At 67.4% G+C, this 16897-nt stretch carries 16 protein-coding genes and 1 tRNA gene; 4 read left to right on the plus strand and 13 right to left on the minus strand.

What is annotated here, in order from left to right:
- Window positions 1-29: 29 nt before the first annotated feature.
- The 6 genes from ispG to I8J34_RS08110 all read right to left on the minus strand — a co-directional run bounded on the left by ispG (window position 30) and on the right by I8J34_RS08110 (window position 5883).
- Window positions 30-1274, minus strand: a complete 1245-nt coding sequence (gene ispG, locus I8J34_RS08085; RefSeq protein ID WP_214360892.1) for a flavodoxin-dependent (E)-4-hydroxy-3-methylbut-2-enyl-diphosphate synthase — start codon at window positions 1272-1274, stop codon at window positions 30-32.
- A gap of 8 nt (window positions 1275-1282) precedes the next feature.
- Complete coding sequence (locus I8J34_RS08090; RefSeq protein WP_230411755.1) at window positions 1283-2278, minus strand: RodZ domain-containing protein; 996 nt, start codon at window positions 2276-2278, stop codon at window positions 1283-1285.
- Window positions 2275-3081: a type IV pilus biogenesis/stability protein PilW gene (pilW, locus tag I8J34_RS08095; protein ID WP_230411756.1), complete on the minus strand. Its 807-nt coding sequence runs from the start codon at window positions 3079-3081 to the stop codon at window positions 2275-2277. The genes I8J34_RS08090 and pilW overlap by 4 nt, the downstream gene beginning before the upstream one ends.
- Window positions 3078-4175, minus strand: a complete 1098-nt coding sequence (gene rlmN, locus I8J34_RS08100) for a dual-specificity RNA methyltransferase RlmN (protein WP_214360893.1) — start codon at window positions 4173-4175, stop codon at window positions 3078-3080. Before rlmN ends, pilW begins: the two co-directional genes overlap by 4 nt.
- A gap of 72 nt (window positions 4176-4247) precedes the next feature.
- Window positions 4248-4673 (minus strand): nucleoside-diphosphate kinase, encoded by a 426-nt coding sequence (gene ndk / locus I8J34_RS08105; protein ID WP_214360894.1) that lies wholly within the window; start codon window positions 4671-4673, stop codon window positions 4248-4250.
- A gap of 205 nt (window positions 4674-4878) precedes the next feature.
- Window positions 4879-5883 (minus strand): TRAP transporter substrate-binding protein, encoded by a 1005-nt coding sequence (locus tag I8J34_RS08110; protein ID WP_214360895.1) that lies wholly within the window; start codon window positions 5881-5883, stop codon window positions 4879-4881.
- Window positions 5884-6020: 137 nt separating this feature from the next.
- Here I8J34_RS08110 and I8J34_RS08115 point away from each other — a divergent pair, with 137 nt between their 5' ends.
- A complete protein-coding gene (locus tag I8J34_RS08115; RefSeq protein ID WP_214360896.1) occupies window positions 6021-7991 on the plus strand; it encodes a sensor histidine kinase in 1971 nt (656 codons plus the stop codon).
- On the plus strand, window positions 7988-8629 hold the full coding sequence (locus I8J34_RS08120) for a response regulator transcription factor (protein ID WP_214360897.1): 642 nt from the start codon (window positions 7988-7990) through the stop codon (window positions 8627-8629). The genes I8J34_RS08115 and I8J34_RS08120 overlap by 4 nt, the downstream gene beginning before the upstream one ends.
- Here I8J34_RS08120 and tilS read toward each other — a convergent pair.
- On the minus strand, window positions 8599-9954 hold the full coding sequence (gene tilS / locus I8J34_RS08125) for a tRNA lysidine(34) synthetase TilS (protein WP_230411757.1): 1356 nt from the start codon (window positions 9952-9954) through the stop codon (window positions 8599-8601). The two genes, I8J34_RS08120 and tilS, sit on opposite strands and share 31 nt — an antisense overlap.
- Window positions 9944-10909, minus strand: a complete 966-nt coding sequence (locus tag I8J34_RS08130) for an acetyl-CoA carboxylase carboxyltransferase subunit alpha (RefSeq protein WP_214360898.1) — start codon at window positions 10907-10909, stop codon at window positions 9944-9946. The genes tilS and I8J34_RS08130 overlap by 11 nt, the downstream gene beginning before the upstream one ends.
- Before the next feature lie 218 nt (window positions 10910-11127).
- Here I8J34_RS08130 and I8J34_RS08135 point away from each other — a divergent pair, with 218 nt between their 5' ends.
- Together I8J34_RS08135 and feoB are read left to right on the plus strand one after the other, a co-directional pair.
- Complete coding sequence (locus I8J34_RS08135; protein WP_214360899.1) at window positions 11128-11367, plus strand: FeoA family protein; 240 nt, start codon at window positions 11128-11130, stop codon at window positions 11365-11367.
- Window positions 11364-13142, plus strand: a complete 1779-nt coding sequence (feoB, locus tag I8J34_RS08140) for a ferrous iron transport protein B (RefSeq protein WP_214360900.1) — start codon at window positions 11364-11366, stop codon at window positions 13140-13142. The genes I8J34_RS08135 and feoB overlap by 4 nt, the downstream gene beginning before the upstream one ends.
- A gap of 51 nt (window positions 13143-13193) precedes the next feature.
- Here feoB and I8J34_RS08145 read toward each other — a convergent pair.
- The 5 genes from I8J34_RS08145 to folD all read right to left on the minus strand — a co-directional run bounded on the left by I8J34_RS08145 (window position 13194) and on the right by folD (window position 16854).
- Window positions 13194-13269 (minus strand) — tRNA-Ala (locus tag I8J34_RS08145).
- A gap of 27 nt (window positions 13270-13296) precedes the next feature.
- Complete coding sequence (locus tag I8J34_RS08150; RefSeq protein WP_214360901.1) at window positions 13297-14304, minus strand: L-threonylcarbamoyladenylate synthase; 1008 nt, start codon at window positions 14302-14304, stop codon at window positions 13297-13299.
- Entirely contained in the window at window positions 14297-15460 is a 1164-nt protein-coding gene (locus tag I8J34_RS08155; protein ID WP_214360902.1) for a 5-(carboxyamino)imidazole ribonucleotide synthase, read from the minus strand. The genes I8J34_RS08150 and I8J34_RS08155 overlap by 8 nt, the downstream gene beginning before the upstream one ends.
- A gap of 8 nt (window positions 15461-15468) precedes the next feature.
- Window positions 15469-15972, minus strand: a complete 504-nt coding sequence (purE, locus tag I8J34_RS08160; RefSeq protein WP_214360903.1) for a 5-(carboxyamino)imidazole ribonucleotide mutase — start codon at window positions 15970-15972, stop codon at window positions 15469-15471.
- Between the two features lie 3 nt (window positions 15973-15975).
- Window positions 15976-16854: a bifunctional methylenetetrahydrofolate dehydrogenase/methenyltetrahydrofolate cyclohydrolase FolD gene (gene folD, locus I8J34_RS08165; protein WP_214360904.1), complete on the minus strand. Its 879-nt coding sequence runs from the start codon at window positions 16852-16854 to the stop codon at window positions 15976-15978.
- Window positions 16855-16897 lie beyond the last annotated feature (43 nt).

Consider the following 16897-nt stretch of genomic DNA (forward strand, 5'->3'; position numbering starts at 1 on the left):
TCTGCTGTCTTTCTTCTGTTCTGCGCGGGTCAGCCCGCTTTTCTTTGGTAGCGTGTCGCCACGTAGTCGTCGACGATGGCCTGGAATTCGGCGGCGATGTTGCCGCCCCGCAGCGTAACGGTTTTCTGGCCGTCCACAAACACCGGCGCGGCCGGCGTCTCGCCAGTGCCCGGCAGCGAGATGCCGATGTTGGCATGCTTGCTCTCGCCGGGCCCGTTGACCACGCAGCCCATCACCGCCAGCGTCATGTTCTCGACGCCATCGTATTGCTCGCGCCAGATCGGCATCTGCTCGCGCACATGGTTCTGGATACGCGAGGCCAGTTCCTGGAAAAAGGTGCTGGTGGTGCGGCCGCAGCCCGGGCAGGCGGTCACCATCGGTGTGAAGGCGCGCAGGCCCATGGTCTGCAGGATTTCCTGCGCCACCACGACTTCCTGGGTGCGGCTGCCGTTCGGTTCGGGGGTGAGCGAGACACGAATGGTGTCGCCGATGCCTTCCTGCAACAGCACGCCCATGGCGGCAGTGGAGGCGACGATGCCTTTCGAGCCCATGCCGGCCTCGGTCAGCCCCAGGTGCAGCGGGTAGTCGCAGCGGCGCGCCAGGTCGCGGTACACCGCGATCAGGTCCTGCACGCTCGACACCTTGGCCGACAGGATGATGCGGTCACCCGGCAGGCCGTAGGACTCGGCCTTGGCGGCCGATTCGAGCGCTGAGGTGACCAGCGCCTCGCGCATCACCGCGGTGGCGTCGAGCGGCTCGGCACGGCCGGCGTTCTCGTCCATGATGCGCGCCAGCACGGACGGGTCGAGGCTGCCCCAATTGACCCCGATACGCACCGGTTTGTCGTACTTGCAGGCGATCTCGATGATCGAGGCGAACTGCGGGTCGCGCTTGGTGCCGGCGCCGACATTGCCTGGATTGATGCGGAACTTGGCCAGCGCCTCGGCGCATTCGGGCACATCGGTCAGCAGCTTGTGGCCGTTGTAGTGGAAATCGCCCACCAGCGGCACATCGACATTCATGCGCGCCAGTTGCTCGCGGATGGCCGGCACGGCGCGCGCAGCCTCTTCGTTGTTGACGGTGATCCGCACCACCTCCGAACCGGCCCGCGCCAGTTGGGCCACCTGGATGGCGGTAGCGATGGCGTCGGCGGTGTCGGTATTGGTCATCGACTGCACCACCACCGGCGCGTCGGAACCCACCAGCACCTTGCCGATGCGCACTTGCCGACTGCGCCGGCGCGGCGCGGCCTGGCCGCAGATCGAATCGCTCATCGAGGCCCTCATTCCAGCGTCAACCGGGCCACGCTGACCTTGGTATGCGGCGCAAGGTCAACCGGCTTGCCGCCGTATTCGACGGCAACACTTTTGGCATTTCCAACCACCAGTTGATAGGGCGGCTTGCCGGAAACCTCTTGGACCGAACCGGGGCGGTTGGTACGAGAGAAGATGATCTCTCCGGACGCATCGCGCACTTCGACCCACGACTCCTTCTCGAAGCGAAACACCAGACGGTGATCCTGGGCCGGGGCCGCCGGCGTGCTTGCCGCGGGTTTGGGCGCTTCAGCTGCGGGCGCCGTGATGGCCGGCGCCGGTGGCACGTTGGTGTTCGCCGGCGGCACCACCGCCATGGCGGGCGGGTTGGTGACCGTGCCCAACGGCGCGGGCATGGTGTCGCCGCGCACGGCGGGCGTGTCCGTGCTCTCGGTCGCGCTGCCGGACGGCGCATCGTCGGGGATGACCAGGGGGGCGTTGTCTGCCGGCGGGATCACCGGCGTCAAGGCCGCCGGGGCCACCGGCATGTCCACCGTGGCCGTCTCGCCGGCGGGCGTTTCACTGCCCTGGAACCAGTCGAAATACCAGCCGGCCACCACGCCGAGCAATATCACCAGGGCGATCAGCGCGATCGGCAGCGACGACGGCCGCAAACTGCCGTCGCCGTTGGGCAGCGTGCCCTGGGCATTGGAAATCGGTGCCAGCTCGGCCGGCGCGCCCACGCCGCTGGTCTGCGACAGCGCCTGGATCAACGGCTCGGGGTCGAGACCCAGCAAGCGTGCGTAGTTCCGCAAAAAACCGCGCGCAAAGGCGGCCCCCGGCAAGGTGTCGAAGCGTTCGGATTCGAGGGCCTCGACCTGGCGCTGGGTGAGCTTGAGCGCCTGTGCCACATCGACCAGCGTCAGGCCCAGGCCTTCGCGGGTGGTGCGCAGCATCTCGCCGACGCCGACGACCGCAGCGTCCGCCTCGGCCGAATTCTGGAGCTGGTCTGCGTTCTCGCTCACTCGTAGTTCCCTTCGATCAGTTTCTGGTATTGCGGCGAGGTGGGGAAACGGCTCTTGAGCTGGCTGCTGTAACTCGCCTCCGTCTCTTTGTCATTGCGCGCGCGCTCGACCCGCACGCCGAGCCACAGCGATTCCGCGGTGGGCTGACTCTTTTGATGCACGGTATTCAGGTACGCATGGGCGGCTTCGGGGTTGTTGCGCCGGTAGGCGATCGCGGCCAGATTCAGGATCGCCTGGATATTGTTGCCGTCGAGCTCCATCGCGCGCCGGAAATAGCCTTCGGCCGCCTCGAGCTGTCCCTGCGCCATGCGGCACAGGCCGGCATTGGTCATGGGACGGGTCGGGGTGGTGTAGTACGGATTGCGGGCCGACTGTTCGAGCATCCGGAGGCCAGCGTCGAACTCGCCCTGGACGCACAGGAACCAGCCGTAGCTGTTGTTGATCTCCGGGTCGCCCGGTGCCAGCGCATCGGCGCGGGCGAAGGCGGCGCGAGCCGATGCGGCGTCGTTCAGCGCCATCAGCACCAGCGCATGCAGATGATGGGCCGGCGCGTAGCTGTCGTCGTAGGCCATGGCGATGCGCGCCTCGTCCAGCGCCACGCCGGTGCGCTGCGCCGACACATAGGCCATGCCCAGATCGGTATGGATCTTCGCCCGAGCCTGGTTCTCGCTGGTCACCGGCCGCTCGGAAGCCGGCCGCAGATCCAGCGACCCGGAGCTGCCGGGGCCGGCCGGATTGGTGGTGCACCCCGACATCAATGTGCCGACGATGCCCAGGATGGCGAGAAGCGAAACTGTCTTCATGAACGGGGCGTCCCTGTGAAATGAAGCGTCTGGGTGCGGCGGGTCTTGTCCTTGACCTGACCGGCCAGCTGGCCGCACGCGGCGTCGACATCATCTCCCCGGGTCTTGCGGGTCGTGGCGACGATGCCGGCGTCCTGCAGGATACCGGCAAAGCGCCGGATGCGCTCCGAGGGGGAGCGCCGGAAGGGGGAATTCGGGAAGGGGTTGAACGGAATCAGGTTGTACTTGCACGGCACTTCGCGCGCGATCGCCACCAGCTCGTGCGCATGGGTGTCGAGGTCGTTGACCCCGTCGAGCATCACGTACTCGAAGGTCACGAAATCACGCGGCGCGGCAACCAGATAGCGGTTGCAGGCGGCCAGCAGTTCCTTGAGCGGGTATTTCTGGTTGATCGGCACCAGCTGGTCGCGCAGCGCGTCGTTGGGCGCATGCAGCGATACGGCGAGCGCCACCGGACAGGCGTCGCGAAGCCGATCCATGGCCGGCACGATGCCGGAGGTGGATACCGTCACGCGCCGCCGCGACAGCCCGTAGGCATGGTCGTCGAGCATCAGGCGCAGCGCCACCAGCACGTTGTCGAGATTGGCCAGCGGCTCGCCCATGCCCATCATGACCACGTTGCTGATCACCCGTTCGCCGTCGGCGGTGGCGCCGAGCAGGCGGTTGGCCAGCCACAGTTGGCCGATGATCTCGGCCGCCGAGAGGTTGCGGTTGAAGCCTTGCTTGCCGGTGGAGCAGAAGGCGCAGTCGAGCGCGCAACCGGCCTGGGAGGACACGCACAACGTGCCGCGGTTGGTCTCGGGGATGAATACCGTCTCGACCGCATTGCCCTGCCCCACGTCGAGCAGCCACTTGCGCGTGCCGTCGGCGGACACCGAGTCGCGCGCCACCTCGGGCGTACGCACACAGGCCACCTCGCCCAGACGGGCACGCAGGCTCTTGGCGACATCGGTCATCTGCTCGAAATCGCTCACGCCGAAACGGTGCAGCCAGCGCAGGACCTGCCGCGCACGAAAGGGCTTCTCGCCCTGTTCGGCGAACCAGTCGACCAGTCCGTCGACATCGAAATCCAGCAAGTTGACCTGTTTCGTCATGGGGTGCGCGCCTTTGGCGAAAATGCAATCGGCCCGGGAGCCGGGCCGATGCGGATTCAGCCTCGGCCGGAATCAGCGGCTGTAGACGTTCATGCCGGGGAAGAAGAAGGCAATTTCCACGGCCGCGGTTTCAGCGGCGTCAGAGCCGTGGACCGCATTGGCGTCGATGGATTCCGCGAAATCGGCGCGGATGGTGCCCGGCGCGGCTTCTTTCGGGTTGGTGGCGCCCATCAGCTCACGGTTCTTGGCGATCGCGTTCTCGCCTTCCAGCGCCTGGATCATCACCGGGCCGGAGGTCATGAACGTGACCAGATCCTTGAAGAAGGGGCGTGCCTTGTGCACGGCGTAGAACTGGCCGGCCTCTTCGGCGGACAGATGCACCATCTTGGCGGCGATCACCTTCAGGCCAGCGTCTTCAAAGCGCTGATAGATCTTGCCGATCACGTTCTTGGCGACGGCGTCGGGTTTGATGATGGACAGGGTGCGTTCGATTGCCATGAGACTTTGCTCCGAAGATTCCGGGTTGGAGGTAAAAAGAATAACGGAGCATTTTAACAAGAATTTGTCGCCGCTCCCATCTCCCGACGGTAAGTAAAAAAAACCCGGCCACACGGGCCGGGAACAAAGGACACGGGTTGCATCAAGATCCGCCGGCGTGCGGCAGACCACAGGGAGATGCTCGGGCGCCCATCGCCGGGCAGGTTCAGAGTCTGTCGGGATCGAATCCGGTCTCTTCGTAGATGGCGTCGATCAGATCCTTGCCGATGCGCGGCGCCATCGCCGCGTGCACCGGCAGCAGCGCCTTCTTGAAGGCGAGCCGTTCCTCGGCCGTCGGCACATGCACCTCGGTCGTGCCGGCAGTCCGGATCGCGGCCAGCGCCTTGTCGTTCTCGGCTTTGGCAATCTGGTTGGTGTATTCGGTGGCCTCGCGCATGGCCCGCGCCAGGGCCTCGCGCACGGTGCCGGGCAGGCCATCCCAGAACTTCTTGTTGGTGATCACCGCATAGCCGAGGTAGCCGTGATCGGTCAGCGTCATGTGCGACTGCACCTCGTGCATGCGCTGGGTGTAGAAGTTGGAGTGCGGATTTTCGGTGCCGTCGACCACCCTGGCCTTGAGCGCGGCATAAACCTCGTCGAAGGCGGTCACCTGCGGCAGCGCGCCCAGCGCCCGCATCTGCGCATCGAGCACCTTGGAAGACTGGATGCGCATTTTCTTGCCGCGCAGATCGCCGGGCGCGCGGATCGGCGTGTTGGCCGAGAAGGACTTGAAACCGTTGTCCCAGAAAGCCAGGCCGGCAATGCCGCGCGGCTCCAGCGAGGCGAGCAGGCGCGCCCCGAGCGGTCCACCGGTGACCTTGTGCAACTCAGCGTAGCTATCGAAGATGTAAGGCAGATCGAAGGCCTCGAAGACGCGCAGCCCCAGCGGGCCGAACTTGGCCAACGACGGCGCGATGATCTCCACCGCGCCCAGCTGCAGCGCCTCCATCTCCTCCTTGTCCTTGTACAGCGTACTGTTCGGATAGACCTCGACCACCACCGCGCCGCCACTGTAGCGCTCGGCCAGTGCCTTGAATTTCTCCGCGCCCATCCCCTTCGGGGTGTTGGGCGCCACCACATGGCTGAACTTGACGACGATCGGCTCCGCCGCCTGAACCGTCCAGGCCAAAGTCAGGCTCAGTGCGGCGACCAACAGCGCTCGCAATGTCATCGTCAACTCCTTCTGGATTCTTCAGAATGCCGTCTTGCCGCGGCATCGCGATCGGCCATGCCCCCGGCGATCACCCTTGGTACAGTGTCGACCGAGCGCAGCACGCGCCGCTATTGTGGATGACCGCAACCTCTCTCATGCCCGCGCGAAAAAACCGCCCGCTCCCCCCCACGCCCGCCTGGTACTGGCGCCTGCCGTCGTTGACCCTGGTGCTGATGCTGATCGCCATCATCGCGCTGGTGTGGATGACCCGCCACTTCGACGACGAGAAGCAGCACGAGGTCCTGATCAACGACGTACTCTGGATGGAGCAAGACCTGCGCTTCCGGCTCGACCGCAACGAGGAGCAACTGTCCCAGATCGGTAGCGAATTGCTGACCGAAGCCACCTTGTCGCCGCGCACCGAAGCGAGCCTCGAACAACTGCTCAAACCCGATAGCGGCCTGGTGCAGATCCTCTGGCTGGACGGCGCCGACAAGGTCGTTGCGGCCCGCCCCTACACCGCCGACGACGTGCTGGTCGGTGAGGCGCGCGGCGCCATCCCTTCCAATGAAACCAATCGCCTGGCGCGCGCCGTCGGCCGCCCCATCTACGGCCCCGCCTATCCGGTGATCGGCGACAACTGGCGCTTCAACGTGCACGTGCCGATCTTCGTCGGCAGCCGCCATGTCGGCACCGTGGTCGGTGTGTATTCGCTGCAGCAACTGGTGGTGCGCGAGCTGCCCTGGTGGTTTTCGGAACGCTACCGGGTCAGCGTGCACGACCCCGACGGCAAGGAGATCGCGGCCAAATCCAAGGTCGCCGCCGAAGCCAGCCACCAGCAGTACACCATCCCCTTCGACCCGCCCGGCTACGGGCTGACACTGAAAGTCACCGCCTACAAGGCGCCGACCCGCTGGGTGCCGGTGCTGCTGATCAGCGCCATGGTCTTTCTCGGCGGGGTCATCATCTGGAGCCTGTGGCAGTTGCGCCAGCACACCCTTGGCCGCCAGGCCGCCGAACAGGCCCTGCGCGGCGAAATGGCCTTTCGCCGGGCGATGGAAGGTTCGCTCTTGACCGGGCTGCGCGCCCGTGACACCGAGGGCCGCATCACCTATGTGAACCCGGCCTTCTGTCGCATGGTCGGCTATTCGGAGCAGGAGCTGCTCGGTGCCACGCCGCCCATGCCCTACTGGGATCCGGACCAGCTCGAGCGCACCCAGGCCATCCACGACAACATCCTGGCCGGCAACGTGCCGCGCGAGGGCGTGGAGGTGCGCTTCCGCCACAAGGACGGCCATTTCATCGATGCGCTGATCTTCGAAGCCCCACTGATCGACGCCAGCGGCGAGCAGACCGGCTGGATGGGCTCCTTCCTCGACATCACGGCGCAGACCGCCGCCGAGGCCCTGGCCCGCCAGCAGGAAGAGCGCCTGCATGCCACTTCACGCCTGATCACCATGGGCGAGATGGCCTCCACCCTCGCCCACGAGCTCAACCAGCCGCTGGCTGCGATCTCCAGCTACGGCTCCGGCTGCCTCAACCGGCTCGACGAGGGGCAGGTCGACACCGGCGAGCTGCGCGACATCATCGGCAAGATCACCCGCCAGGCCCGGCGCGCGGGCGACATCATCCGCCGGGTGCACGATTTCGTCCGCCGCAGCGAGCCCAAGCGCGAAACCGTCGACCTCAACGCCGTCATCTCCGAAGCCATCGGCCTGATCGAGCCGGACGTGCGCAAGCGCGGGGTCGAATTGCAGACGCAGCTGGCCGAGCAGCCGCTGCCGGTCAATGCCGACCCGGTGATGCTCGAACAGGTCGCGGTCAACCTCATCCGCAACGGCATGGACGCCATGCGCGATGTCGCCAGCGCGCAGCGCATCATCCGTGTCGAGACCTTCGCCGACGGCGACACGCTGATTTTCCGCGTCAGCGACCGGGGTCGCGGTATCGATGAAGACGCCGCACGCCGCATCTTCGACCCCTTCTTCACCACCAAGGACGAAGGCATGGGCATGGGCCTCAACATCTGCCGCTCGATCGCCGAGCTGCACGGCGGCCGCCTGGGTTTCGAGCCGAATCCCGACGGTGGTACGATCTTCACCTTCTCGCTGCCGCTCGCCTCATGACGACAGACACCACACCGCTGACCCACATCGTCGACGACGACGAAGCCATCCGCGACGCCCTGTCCTGGCTGTTTCGCACCCGCAACGTACCCTGCGCCACCTGGGAATCGGCCGAGGCCTTTCTCGACGCCTGGCAACCGCACTGGCGCGGCTGCATCGTGATGGACATCCGCATGGGCGGCATGAGCGGGCTGGATTGCTCCACCGCCCTGCGCCAGCGCGGCAGCACGGTGCCGATCATCTTCATCACCGGCCATGGCGACGTACCGATGGCGGTCAGCGCGCTCAAGCGTGGCGCCTTCGACTTCATCGAAAAACCCTTCGACGACAACGCCCTGGTGGACATCGTGCAGTCGGCGCTCGAAGAAGACGCCCGCAACCAGGCACGGCGCACCGCGCGCGTGGACGTCGCCGCCCGACTCGAACAGCTCACCAGCCGCGAGCGCGAAGTGATGGGCCTGATCCTGGCCGGCAAGTTCAACAAGGTGATCGCCGACGAACTGAACATCTCGATGCGCACCGTCGAGGTGCACCGCGCCCGGGTGTTCGAGAAGATGGGCGTGCGCTCGGCCGTCGAGCTGGCGCAGCAGCTGACCCTCGCCGGGCTCTACAACACCGCCACGCCGTCCGCCGAATAGGCCGCCGGCCGACGCCATGCAAACTGCCAGCCCGGCTCGTCGCCGCGGCAGGCAAAGACCGCGGCCACGCCCAGACCGGCGATCCAGGCCACCTGGCCATCGACCCGCAAAATGGGCACCCGGTCGCGATCCACCGGCGCCAGCGACGCGCCTTGGCTGAGGCTGCGCACATCCTTGCGCGGCCGCCCCACCAGCGCCACCCGGCAACCCGGCCAGCGCGCCATGATCTCGCAGCGCGCCGCCTCGGCCAGCCGCGCCTGCGACACCCCGGCGCCGACCGTCGGTACCGCCTCGACCACCCCTTCGCCCCAGGCCACCGCTCCCCCCTGCCAGGGCACGCCGTCTTCGGGCAGGGGCGGATAGGTCGGCGACAGCCACACCACCTCGCGGTAGGCATGCAGCACCGCCCCGCCCAGCGGCAGCATCAGCGGCCGCTCGTGGCTACATGACTGCAATTGGCGCATGGCCTCGTGCAGCCGCGCCTGGTCGGGCACCGGCAGTGCCAGCGCGCGCAGGCGCCAGCGCAGCAGATTGGCCAGCCGCGGGCCGCTCAGGGCACGGATCGCACTGCGCGACCACGGCCAACCGCAGGCCTCGGCATCCTGCACCGCCAACTCGTCGAGCAGGCCGGCGGCTTCGTCGAAATTGCCGGCGGCACGGGCCAGCGTGGTGGCCGCCGACGGCCACCGGGCGGTGATCGCCGGCATCACCGAATGGCGCAGGTAATTGCGTGAGAAGCGCGGGTCGGCATTGCTCTCGTCCTCGACCCAGCTCAGCGCCTCGGCATTTGCCGCCGCTTCGATCTGGGCGCGCGAGAAGGCCAGCAAGGGGCGCAGGCGACCGCCGCCTGCCACCGCCGGCTCGATCGCACGCATCGCCGCCGCGCCATGCACGCCGGCGCCGCGCAACAGGCGGAACAACACGGTTTCGGCCTGGTCGTCGAGATGATGGGCACTCACCTGCCAGTCGGCCACCTCAGACGCCAGCGCCGCATGACGCAGGCGCCGCGCCGCTGCCTCCCAGCCTTCGCCGGCCTCGGGCTGCACGTGCACCCGCGAGACGGTCAGCGGCACCTTGAGCGCCGTGCAGCAGGCCTCGCAGAATGCTGCCCAGTGGTCGGCATTCGGGCTCAGGCCGTGGTGCACATGATGGGCACGCAGCACAAAGCCGAAGCGCTCGCGCAAACCGGCGAGCACCTTCAGCAAGAGCATGGAGTCGACGCCGCCGCTCAAGGCCAGCTGGAGCGTCTGGCCGGGACGGACGCCGGCCTCGGCGATGACGCCGGCGACCCCGCGCGGGATCGCCGCCTGACGCTTAGTTCGCACCGTCCTTGAACTTCCCGTAGCTCATCAGGCGGGCTTGACGCTGTTCGACCAACTGGCTCGGACTCAGATCGGCGAGCTGGCGCAGCGAATCGGCCAGTGCCCGCTTGAGCGACTGTGCCATCGCACGGTGGTTGCGATGTGCGCCACCGATCGGCTCGTTGACGATCTTGTCGATCAGGCCGAGCGCCTTCAGGCGTGCCGCGGTGATGCCCATGGTTTCGGCCGCCACCGAGGCCTGGTCGGCGCTCTTCCAGAGGATGGAGGCGCAACCTTCGGGGGAAATCACCGAGTAGGTGCCGTACTGCAGCATCAAGAGCTGATCGGCCACCGCGATGGCCAGCGCGCCACCGGAGCCGCCCTCGCCGATCACCGTCGAGATGATGGGCACCTTGAGCGAGGCCATCACGAACAGGTTGTGGCCGATCGCCTCCGACTGGCCGCGCTCCTCGGCGCCGATGCCGGGATAGGCGCCCGGCGTATCGACGAAGGTGAACACCGGCAGCGAGAATTTTTCGGCCAGCTTCATCAGGCGCAGCGCTTTGCGGTAGCCCTCGGGACGGGGCATGCCGAAGTTGCGATGGATCTTTTCCTTGGTGTCGCGCCCTTTCTGGTGACCGATCACCATGCACGACTGCCCGTTGAAACGCGCCAGACCGCCGACGATGGCGTGGTCGTCGGCAAAGCTGCGATCGCCGTGCAGCTCCTGGAAATCGGTGAAGATGTGCTCGACGTAATCGAGCGTGTAGGGGCGCTGCGGATGGCGCGCCACCTGGGCGATCTGCCAGGGCGTCAGTTTGGCGTACAGATCCTTGGTCTGGGCCTGGCTCTTGGTCTCGAGGCGCGAGATCTCTTCGGAGATATCGACGGCAGAATCGTCCTGCACGAACCGAAGCTCTTCGATCTTGGCTTCAAGTTCGGCGATGGGCTGTTCAAAATCGAGGAATGTGGTCTTCATCGAACCCGTCTTTTGCGTCATTTAAAGCGCGCTATTGTACTCCTTCCTGCCCCGGCGCAAGCCCGCCCCCGGCCATCGGCACCGCCCTCGCCGAAAACGCGCACCACCACCGGCTTCCGGAGGAATCGCCGGATGCGAAAAAGGCGATCTAGATCAAATGTCGGCCCGTCTGACGGCGATAGAATCGAATCGTAGTGACAACAATTCTCGTTTCGATCATGTGCGCGCTCTCTGAACTGGAAACCGGCCGGGATGCCCAAGTCGTCGGACTGCGTGCCGACCACGATTTCGCCCAACGCCTGCACGCCCTCGGCGTACGCATCGGCCGCACCGTGCGGATTGTCCGGCGCGGCGCGCTGAACGGGCCACTGCAACTGCGCATCGGCACCACCGACATCATGCTGCGCCGCACCGAGGCCGCCCTGATCGACACCCACCCTGCAACGGTCGGCGTGTGAAGCGCATCGCGCTCTTGGGCATGCCCAATTGCGGCAAGTCCTCGCTGTTCAACCGCGTCACCGGTGCCTCGGCGCGCATCGGCAACTGGCCGGGCATCACCGTCGACCTGATGCGCGCGCGCCTGCTGATCGGCGCCCACATGGTCGAGATGGTGGATCTGCCAGGCATCTACGACCTGAACGGCTACACCGACGACGAGCACGTGGTGCGCGACTTTCTCGGCAGCCAGCCGGTGGACCTGCTGGTGCTGGTGGTCAACGCCGCCCAAGCCGAGCGCCAGCTGCGCCTCTTCCTGCAGGCGCGCACGCTGGGCCTGCCGATGGTGGTGCTGTTCAACATGGCCGACGAGGCCCGCCGCCTGGGCATCGGCATCGACACCGCCGCCTTCACCGCACACACCGGCATCGCCGCCCACCGCATCAGCGCCAAGTTCGGCGACGGCGTACCCGCCGCGCTGGCGCGCATCGGCCACCAGCTGGGCGATGCCGACGCCGGCATGGCCCGCTTCGACACGCTGGCCGACGCCGATCTGGAACACCCGCTCGACCAGCTCGCCCACCACGCGATCCACGCCCCGCCGACCCTCTCGGTGCAACACAGCGACCGCATCGACCGCGTCGCCCTGCACCCGCTGCTCGGCCCGCTGGTCTTCATCGCGGCCATGGCGCTGGTCTTCAACGCCGTGTTCCTGCTCGGCGCGCCACTGCAGGAAGGCATCGGCAGCGTCTTCGACTTCTTGCACAGCGCCGTGCTCACCCCGCTGCTCGCGCCGCTACCCGACTGGGCCCGCGGCTTCCTGATCGAAGGGGTCTATAACGGCGTCAGCACCGTGGCCACCTTCGTGCCGCTGATCGTGCTGTTCTTCTTCCTGATGGCGCTGGTCGAGGATTCCGGCTACCTGTCGCGCGCCGCCTTCCTGATGGACGCGCTGATGTCGCGCCTCGGGCTCGACGGGCGCAGCTTCGTCATGCTGGTGATGGGCTTCGGCTGCAATGTGCCGGCGCTGATGGGCACGCGGATCATGCGCGCACGGCCGCTGCGCCTGCTGTCGATGCTGATCATTCCGCTGTCGCTGTGCTCGGCACGGCTGCAGGTCTTCCTGTTCATCGGCGCCGCGGTGTTCCCGGCCAAGTGGGCACCGTGGGCGCTGCTCAGCCTCTATCTGTTCAGCATCGCCGCCGCCGTGCTCACCGCCTGGCTGTTCCGCAAGCGCTTCGCCAGCCGCGAGCCCTTCGCGCTGGAGCTGCCGCCCTACCGCCTGCCCACGGCGCGCCATGTGCTGCTGCGCGGCTGGCACGAGGTGCGCCATTTCGTCCATCGGGCCAGCCGCTTCATCATCGCTGGCGTGGCGCTGGTGTGGCTGCTCACCCATCTGCCGGTCGGCGTCGACGCCGCGGGCACCGCCTCCTGGGCCGGCCAGATCGGCAGCTGGCTCGAACCGCTGCTCAGCCCCATCGGCATCGACGTCCAGCTGACCCTCGCCCTGCTCTTCGGCTTCGTCGCCAAGGAGGTGATGATCGGCGCCATGGCCGTCATCTTCGGCCAGGAAGGCAGCGCCCTGGGCGACACCCTGGCCCAGCACCTGAGCCTCGCGCAGGCCTACAGCTTCATGCTGTTCACCCTGCTCTACACCCCCTGCCTGTCGACCCTGGCCACCCTGCACAGCGAGTCGCGCAGCCTGCGTTTCACCGCCTTGGCCGTGGTGTGGCCGCTGGCGCTGGCCTGGGGGACCGCCTGGATCGCCTACCAGGGGCTGCGCCTCGTCGGCGGCTGAGGCCAGGTCGACGAAAAAGGCCTGCCGGAATCCGGCAGGCCTTGGTGTTGGTGGTGGAGAGGAGGAGGATCGAACTCCCGACCTTCGCATTGCGAACGCGACGCTCTCCCAGCTGAGCTACCCCCCCACGTAACGCGGAATTATAGTCGCGCGATTACGCCTTGGGAAGTCCCTCGCCCGCCGCCGTCGCGTCGGCGGCAGCGCGCCGCAGGCGGTCGTTGACGGCTTGCCATTCGATGCTCCGCGGCGGCGCTTCGACCAGCAACACCTCGGCGCCGCACTGGTCGAGCCGTCGCAGGTCGCGATACAAGCCGTGCGCATAGCCGACCGGATCGTTGGGCAGCTGGAGCCACACCGAGCCGTGGGCCGGCGCATCGTCGATCAGGGTGCGCGACAGCACACCGATGCGTCGTCCGGCCTGTGCGGCAGCCACCGTTTCGGCGAGCAGCGCCGGCACATCGAGCAGGCGCACCGGGGTGGTCGGCGCATAGTGCGAGGCCAAGGTGCCGGAGGCACGTGGCGCGCTGCTGTCGAGTGCATCGGCGGCGAACACCGGCGCGCCGAGGGCGCGGCTCATCTCGTCGACCGACACCCGTCCTGGGCGCAACACCACCGGCACGCCGCGCGACAGGTCGACGATGGTCGATTCGATGCCGACTTCGCACTCGCCGCCGTCGAGCACCATCGCCACCGAGCTGCCGAGCTCTTCGCGCACATGCGCGGCCGTGGTCGGGCTGATGCGGCCGAAACGGTTGGCCGAGGGCGCGGCCAGGCCGCCGCCGAAGGCGCTGAGCACAGCGTGGGCCACCGGATGCGCCGGCACGCGCAGGCCGACGGTGTCCTGCCCGCCGGTGACGGCGTCGGGCACGCCGCGCTGGCGTTTGAGAATCAGGGTGAGCGGGCCGGGCCAGAAGGCGGCGGCCAGGATGCGGGCGGCCTCGGGGATCTCGCGCGCCCAGTCGTCGAGCTGCTCGGCGGAGGCCAGGTGGACGATCAGCGGATGGTTCGCCGGCCGGCCCTTGGCGGCGAAGATTTTCGCCACCGCGTCGGGGTTGCGGGCATCGGCCGCCAGGCCGTAGACGGTCTCGGTCGGCAAGCCGACCAACTGGCCGGCGCGCAGGGCGTCGACCGCGGCGGCGATGTCGCGCGCGTGCTCAGTCATCTACGATGCCGATCGCCGCCCGCGCCGCCAGCGCCACGCTCAGCGCCGCCTCCACGTCGCGATCGACCACCGTGAAATGCCCCATCTTGCGACCGGCCCGCGCGTGATGCTTGCCATACAAGTGCAGGCGCAGGTTGGGCACTGCGTGCAGCACCGACCAGTCGGGCTCGTGCGAGCGCTCGTCGCCGGCGCGATACCACAGATCACCGAGCAGATTGACCATCACCGCGGCGCTGTGGGCGCGCGGCTCGCCCAGCGGCAGGCCGCACAGGGCGCGCACCTGCTGCATGTACTGGTCGGTGATGTTGGCATCAATGGTGGCATGACCGCTGTTGTGCGGGCGCGGCGCCATTTCGTTCACATACAGCGCCCCGCCGCTGACGAAGAACTCGACCGCCAGCGTGCCGACATAGCCGAGACGCTCGGCGATGTGGCAGGCCACCTGGCGTGCCTGCGCGGCCAGCGCATCGCTGACCCGCGCCGGGGTGATCGACACATCGAGAATGCCATGACGATGACGGTTCTCCGCCACCGGGAACACCTGCACCGCCCCATTCGCCTCGCGTGCCAGCACCACCGACACTTCGCAGTCGAGCGGCAGGCGTTTTTCGAGCACGCAATGCTCGCCGCCGAAACCGTTGAAGGCATGCAGCGCCTCGGTAGCATCGTGCACCGTGGCCTGGCCCTTGCCGTCATAGCCGAAGCGCGCCACCTTGAGAATCGCCGGAAACAGCTCAGCCGGCAGATCGGCCAAGTCATCGACGCCGTGCAGGGCGCGGAACGGCCCGTGCGGCAGGCCGTTGTCGGCGAGGAAGGTCTTTTCGGCGATGCGGTGCTGGCACACCGACACCGCGGCCGCGCCCGGGCGCACCGGGATGAACTTGGCCAGGTACTCGAGAGTGCCGGCCGGCACGTTCTCGAATTCGGTGGTAACTGCCGCGCACTGCCCGGCCATCAGGTCGAGCGCGGCGAAGTCTTCGTACTCGGCCTGCAGATGACGGTCGGCCACGCGGCCGGCCGGGCTGTTGGCGTCCGGATCGAGCACCCACACCTGGTAGCCCATCTCGTGGGCGGCATGGACGAAAAAGCGGCCGAGCTGGCCGCCACCGAGCATGCCCAGCGTGGCGGGCGGAAGAATCGGCGCAATGGTCTGCATGGCCGGCCTCACCCCTGATCGAGCGGCGACAAGGCCATCGCCAGCACGGTGTCGGTCTGCCGCTGGCGGAACTCGGCGAGCTTGTCGGCCAGCGCGGCATCGTCGTTGGCCAACAGGGCCACGGCGAACAGCGCGGCATTGGCGGCGCCGGCCTCGCCGATGGCGAAGGTGGCCACCGGCACGCCCTTGGGCATCTGCACGATCGACAGCAGCGAATCCTGCCCCGACAGCGCACGCGACTGCACCGGCACGCCGAGCACCGGCAACGTGGTCTTGGCCGCCACCATGCCGGGCAGATGCGCCGCGCCGCCGGCGCCGGCGATGATCGCCTTGAGGCCGCGACCGCGCGCCGTCTCGGCGTATTCGAACATCAGATCGGGTGTGCGATGCGCCGAGACCACGCGCGCCTCGTAGGGCACGCCGAAATCCTCCAGCACCCGCGCGGCCGCCTGCATGGTCGGCCAGTCGGAATTGGAGCCCATGATGATGCCGATCTTGACCTGCTCGCTCATGCCTCAGACTCCCTGGCGCTCGGCCTGACGCTCGGCGGATTCGAGCGTGTTGGCCAGCAACATGGTAATGGTCATCGGGCCGACGCCGCCGGGCACCGGGGTAATCGCACCGGCCACTTCGCGGGCGGAGTCGAAATCGACGTCGCCGCACAGCTTGCCTTCGTTGGGCAGGCCGGCCGGCACCCGGTTCATGCCCACGTCGATGACCGCCGCGCCGGGCTTGATCATGTCGCCGGTGATGAACATCGGGCGGCCGATGGCAACGATGAGGATGTCGGCCCGGCGGGTGTGGGACGCCAGATCGCGCGTCTTGGAGTGGCACACGGTGACGGTCGCACCGGCCTGGGTGAGCAGCATCGCCATCGGCTTGCCGACGATGTTGGAGCGGCCGATCACCACCGCATCCGCCCCGCTCACCTCGACCTTGCCGGCCTCGAGCAGCTTCATCACGCCATGCGGCGTACAGGGGAAGAAGGCGCGCTGACCCTGCGACAGGCGACCGACGTTCTCGGCATGGAAGCCGTCCACGTCCTTGTCGACCGAGATGGCCTCGAGCACTTCCTTTTCGTCGAACTGCGGCGGCAGGGGCAGTTGCACCAGGATGCCGTGCACGCCGTCGTCGGCGTTGAGCTCGGCGATCTTGTCGAGCACCACCTTGGGATCGGCATCGGCGGGGAAGTCGAAACGCAGCGACCGCATGCCGGCCTTTTCGCAGCCGATGACCTTGTTGCGGACGTAAACGGCCGAGGCCGGATTGTCGCCGACGAGGATCACCGCGAGGCAGGGCGTGACACCCCGCGCCTTGATTTCCTTGACGCTTTCGGCCAGTCCGGCGCGAACATCGGCAGACAGGGCGTTGCCGTCGAGAATGCGTGCAGACATCGAAACTGCCCCTCGGGAAAAACCCGTGATTCTATCGCAGGAT

The sequence above is a fragment of the Denitromonas iodatirespirans genome, from assembly GCF_018524365.1.
GTDB lineage: Bacteria > Pseudomonadota > Gammaproteobacteria > Burkholderiales > Rhodocyclaceae > Nitrogeniibacter > Nitrogeniibacter iodatirespirans.

What these genes read in the sequence shown, in the direction of transcription:
- ispG (WP_214360892.1), bottom strand. Translation starts at nt 1,274, where the DNA reads ATGAGCGATTCGATCTGCGGCCAGGCCGCGCCGCGCCGGCGCAGTCGG.
- pilW (WP_230411756.1), bottom strand. Translation starts at nt 3,081, where the DNA reads ATGAAGACAGTTTCGCTTCTCGCCATCCTGGGCATCGTCGGCACATTG.
- rlmN (WP_214360893.1), bottom strand. Translation starts at nt 4,175, where the DNA reads ATGACGAAACAGGTCAACTTGCTGGATTTCGATGTCGACGGACTGGTC.
- ndk (WP_214360894.1), bottom strand. Translation starts at nt 4,673, where the DNA reads ATGGCAATCGAACGCACCCTGTCCATCATCAAACCCGACGCCGTCGCC.
- I8J34_RS08110 (WP_214360895.1), bottom strand. Translation starts at nt 5,883, where the DNA reads ATGACATTGCGAGCGCTGTTGGTCGCCGCACTGAGCCTGACTTTGGCC.
- I8J34_RS08115 (WP_214360896.1), top strand. Translation starts at nt 6,021, where the DNA reads ATGCCCGCGCGAAAAAACCGCCCGCTCCCCCCCACGCCCGCCTGGTAC.
- I8J34_RS08120 (WP_214360897.1), top strand. Translation starts at nt 7,988, where the DNA reads ATGACGACAGACACCACACCGCTGACCCACATCGTCGACGACGACGAA.
- I8J34_RS08130 (WP_214360898.1), bottom strand. Translation starts at nt 10,909, where the DNA reads ATGAAGACCACATTCCTCGATTTTGAACAGCCCATCGCCGAACTTGAA.
- I8J34_RS08135 (WP_214360899.1), top strand. Translation starts at nt 11,128, where the DNA reads ATGTGCGCGCTCTCTGAACTGGAAACCGGCCGGGATGCCCAAGTCGTC.
- I8J34_RS08150 (WP_214360901.1), bottom strand. Translation starts at nt 14,304, where the DNA reads ATGACTGAGCACGCGCGCGACATCGCCGCCGCGGTCGACGCCCTGCGC.
- I8J34_RS08155 (WP_214360902.1), bottom strand. Translation starts at nt 15,460, where the DNA reads ATGCAGACCATTGCGCCGATTCTTCCGCCCGCCACGCTGGGCATGCTC.
- purE (WP_214360903.1), bottom strand. Translation starts at nt 15,972, where the DNA reads ATGAGCGAGCAGGTCAAGATCGGCATCATCATGGGCTCCAATTCCGAC.
- folD (WP_214360904.1), bottom strand. Translation starts at nt 16,854, where the DNA reads ATGTCTGCACGCATTCTCGACGGCAACGCCCTGTCTGCCGATGTTCGC.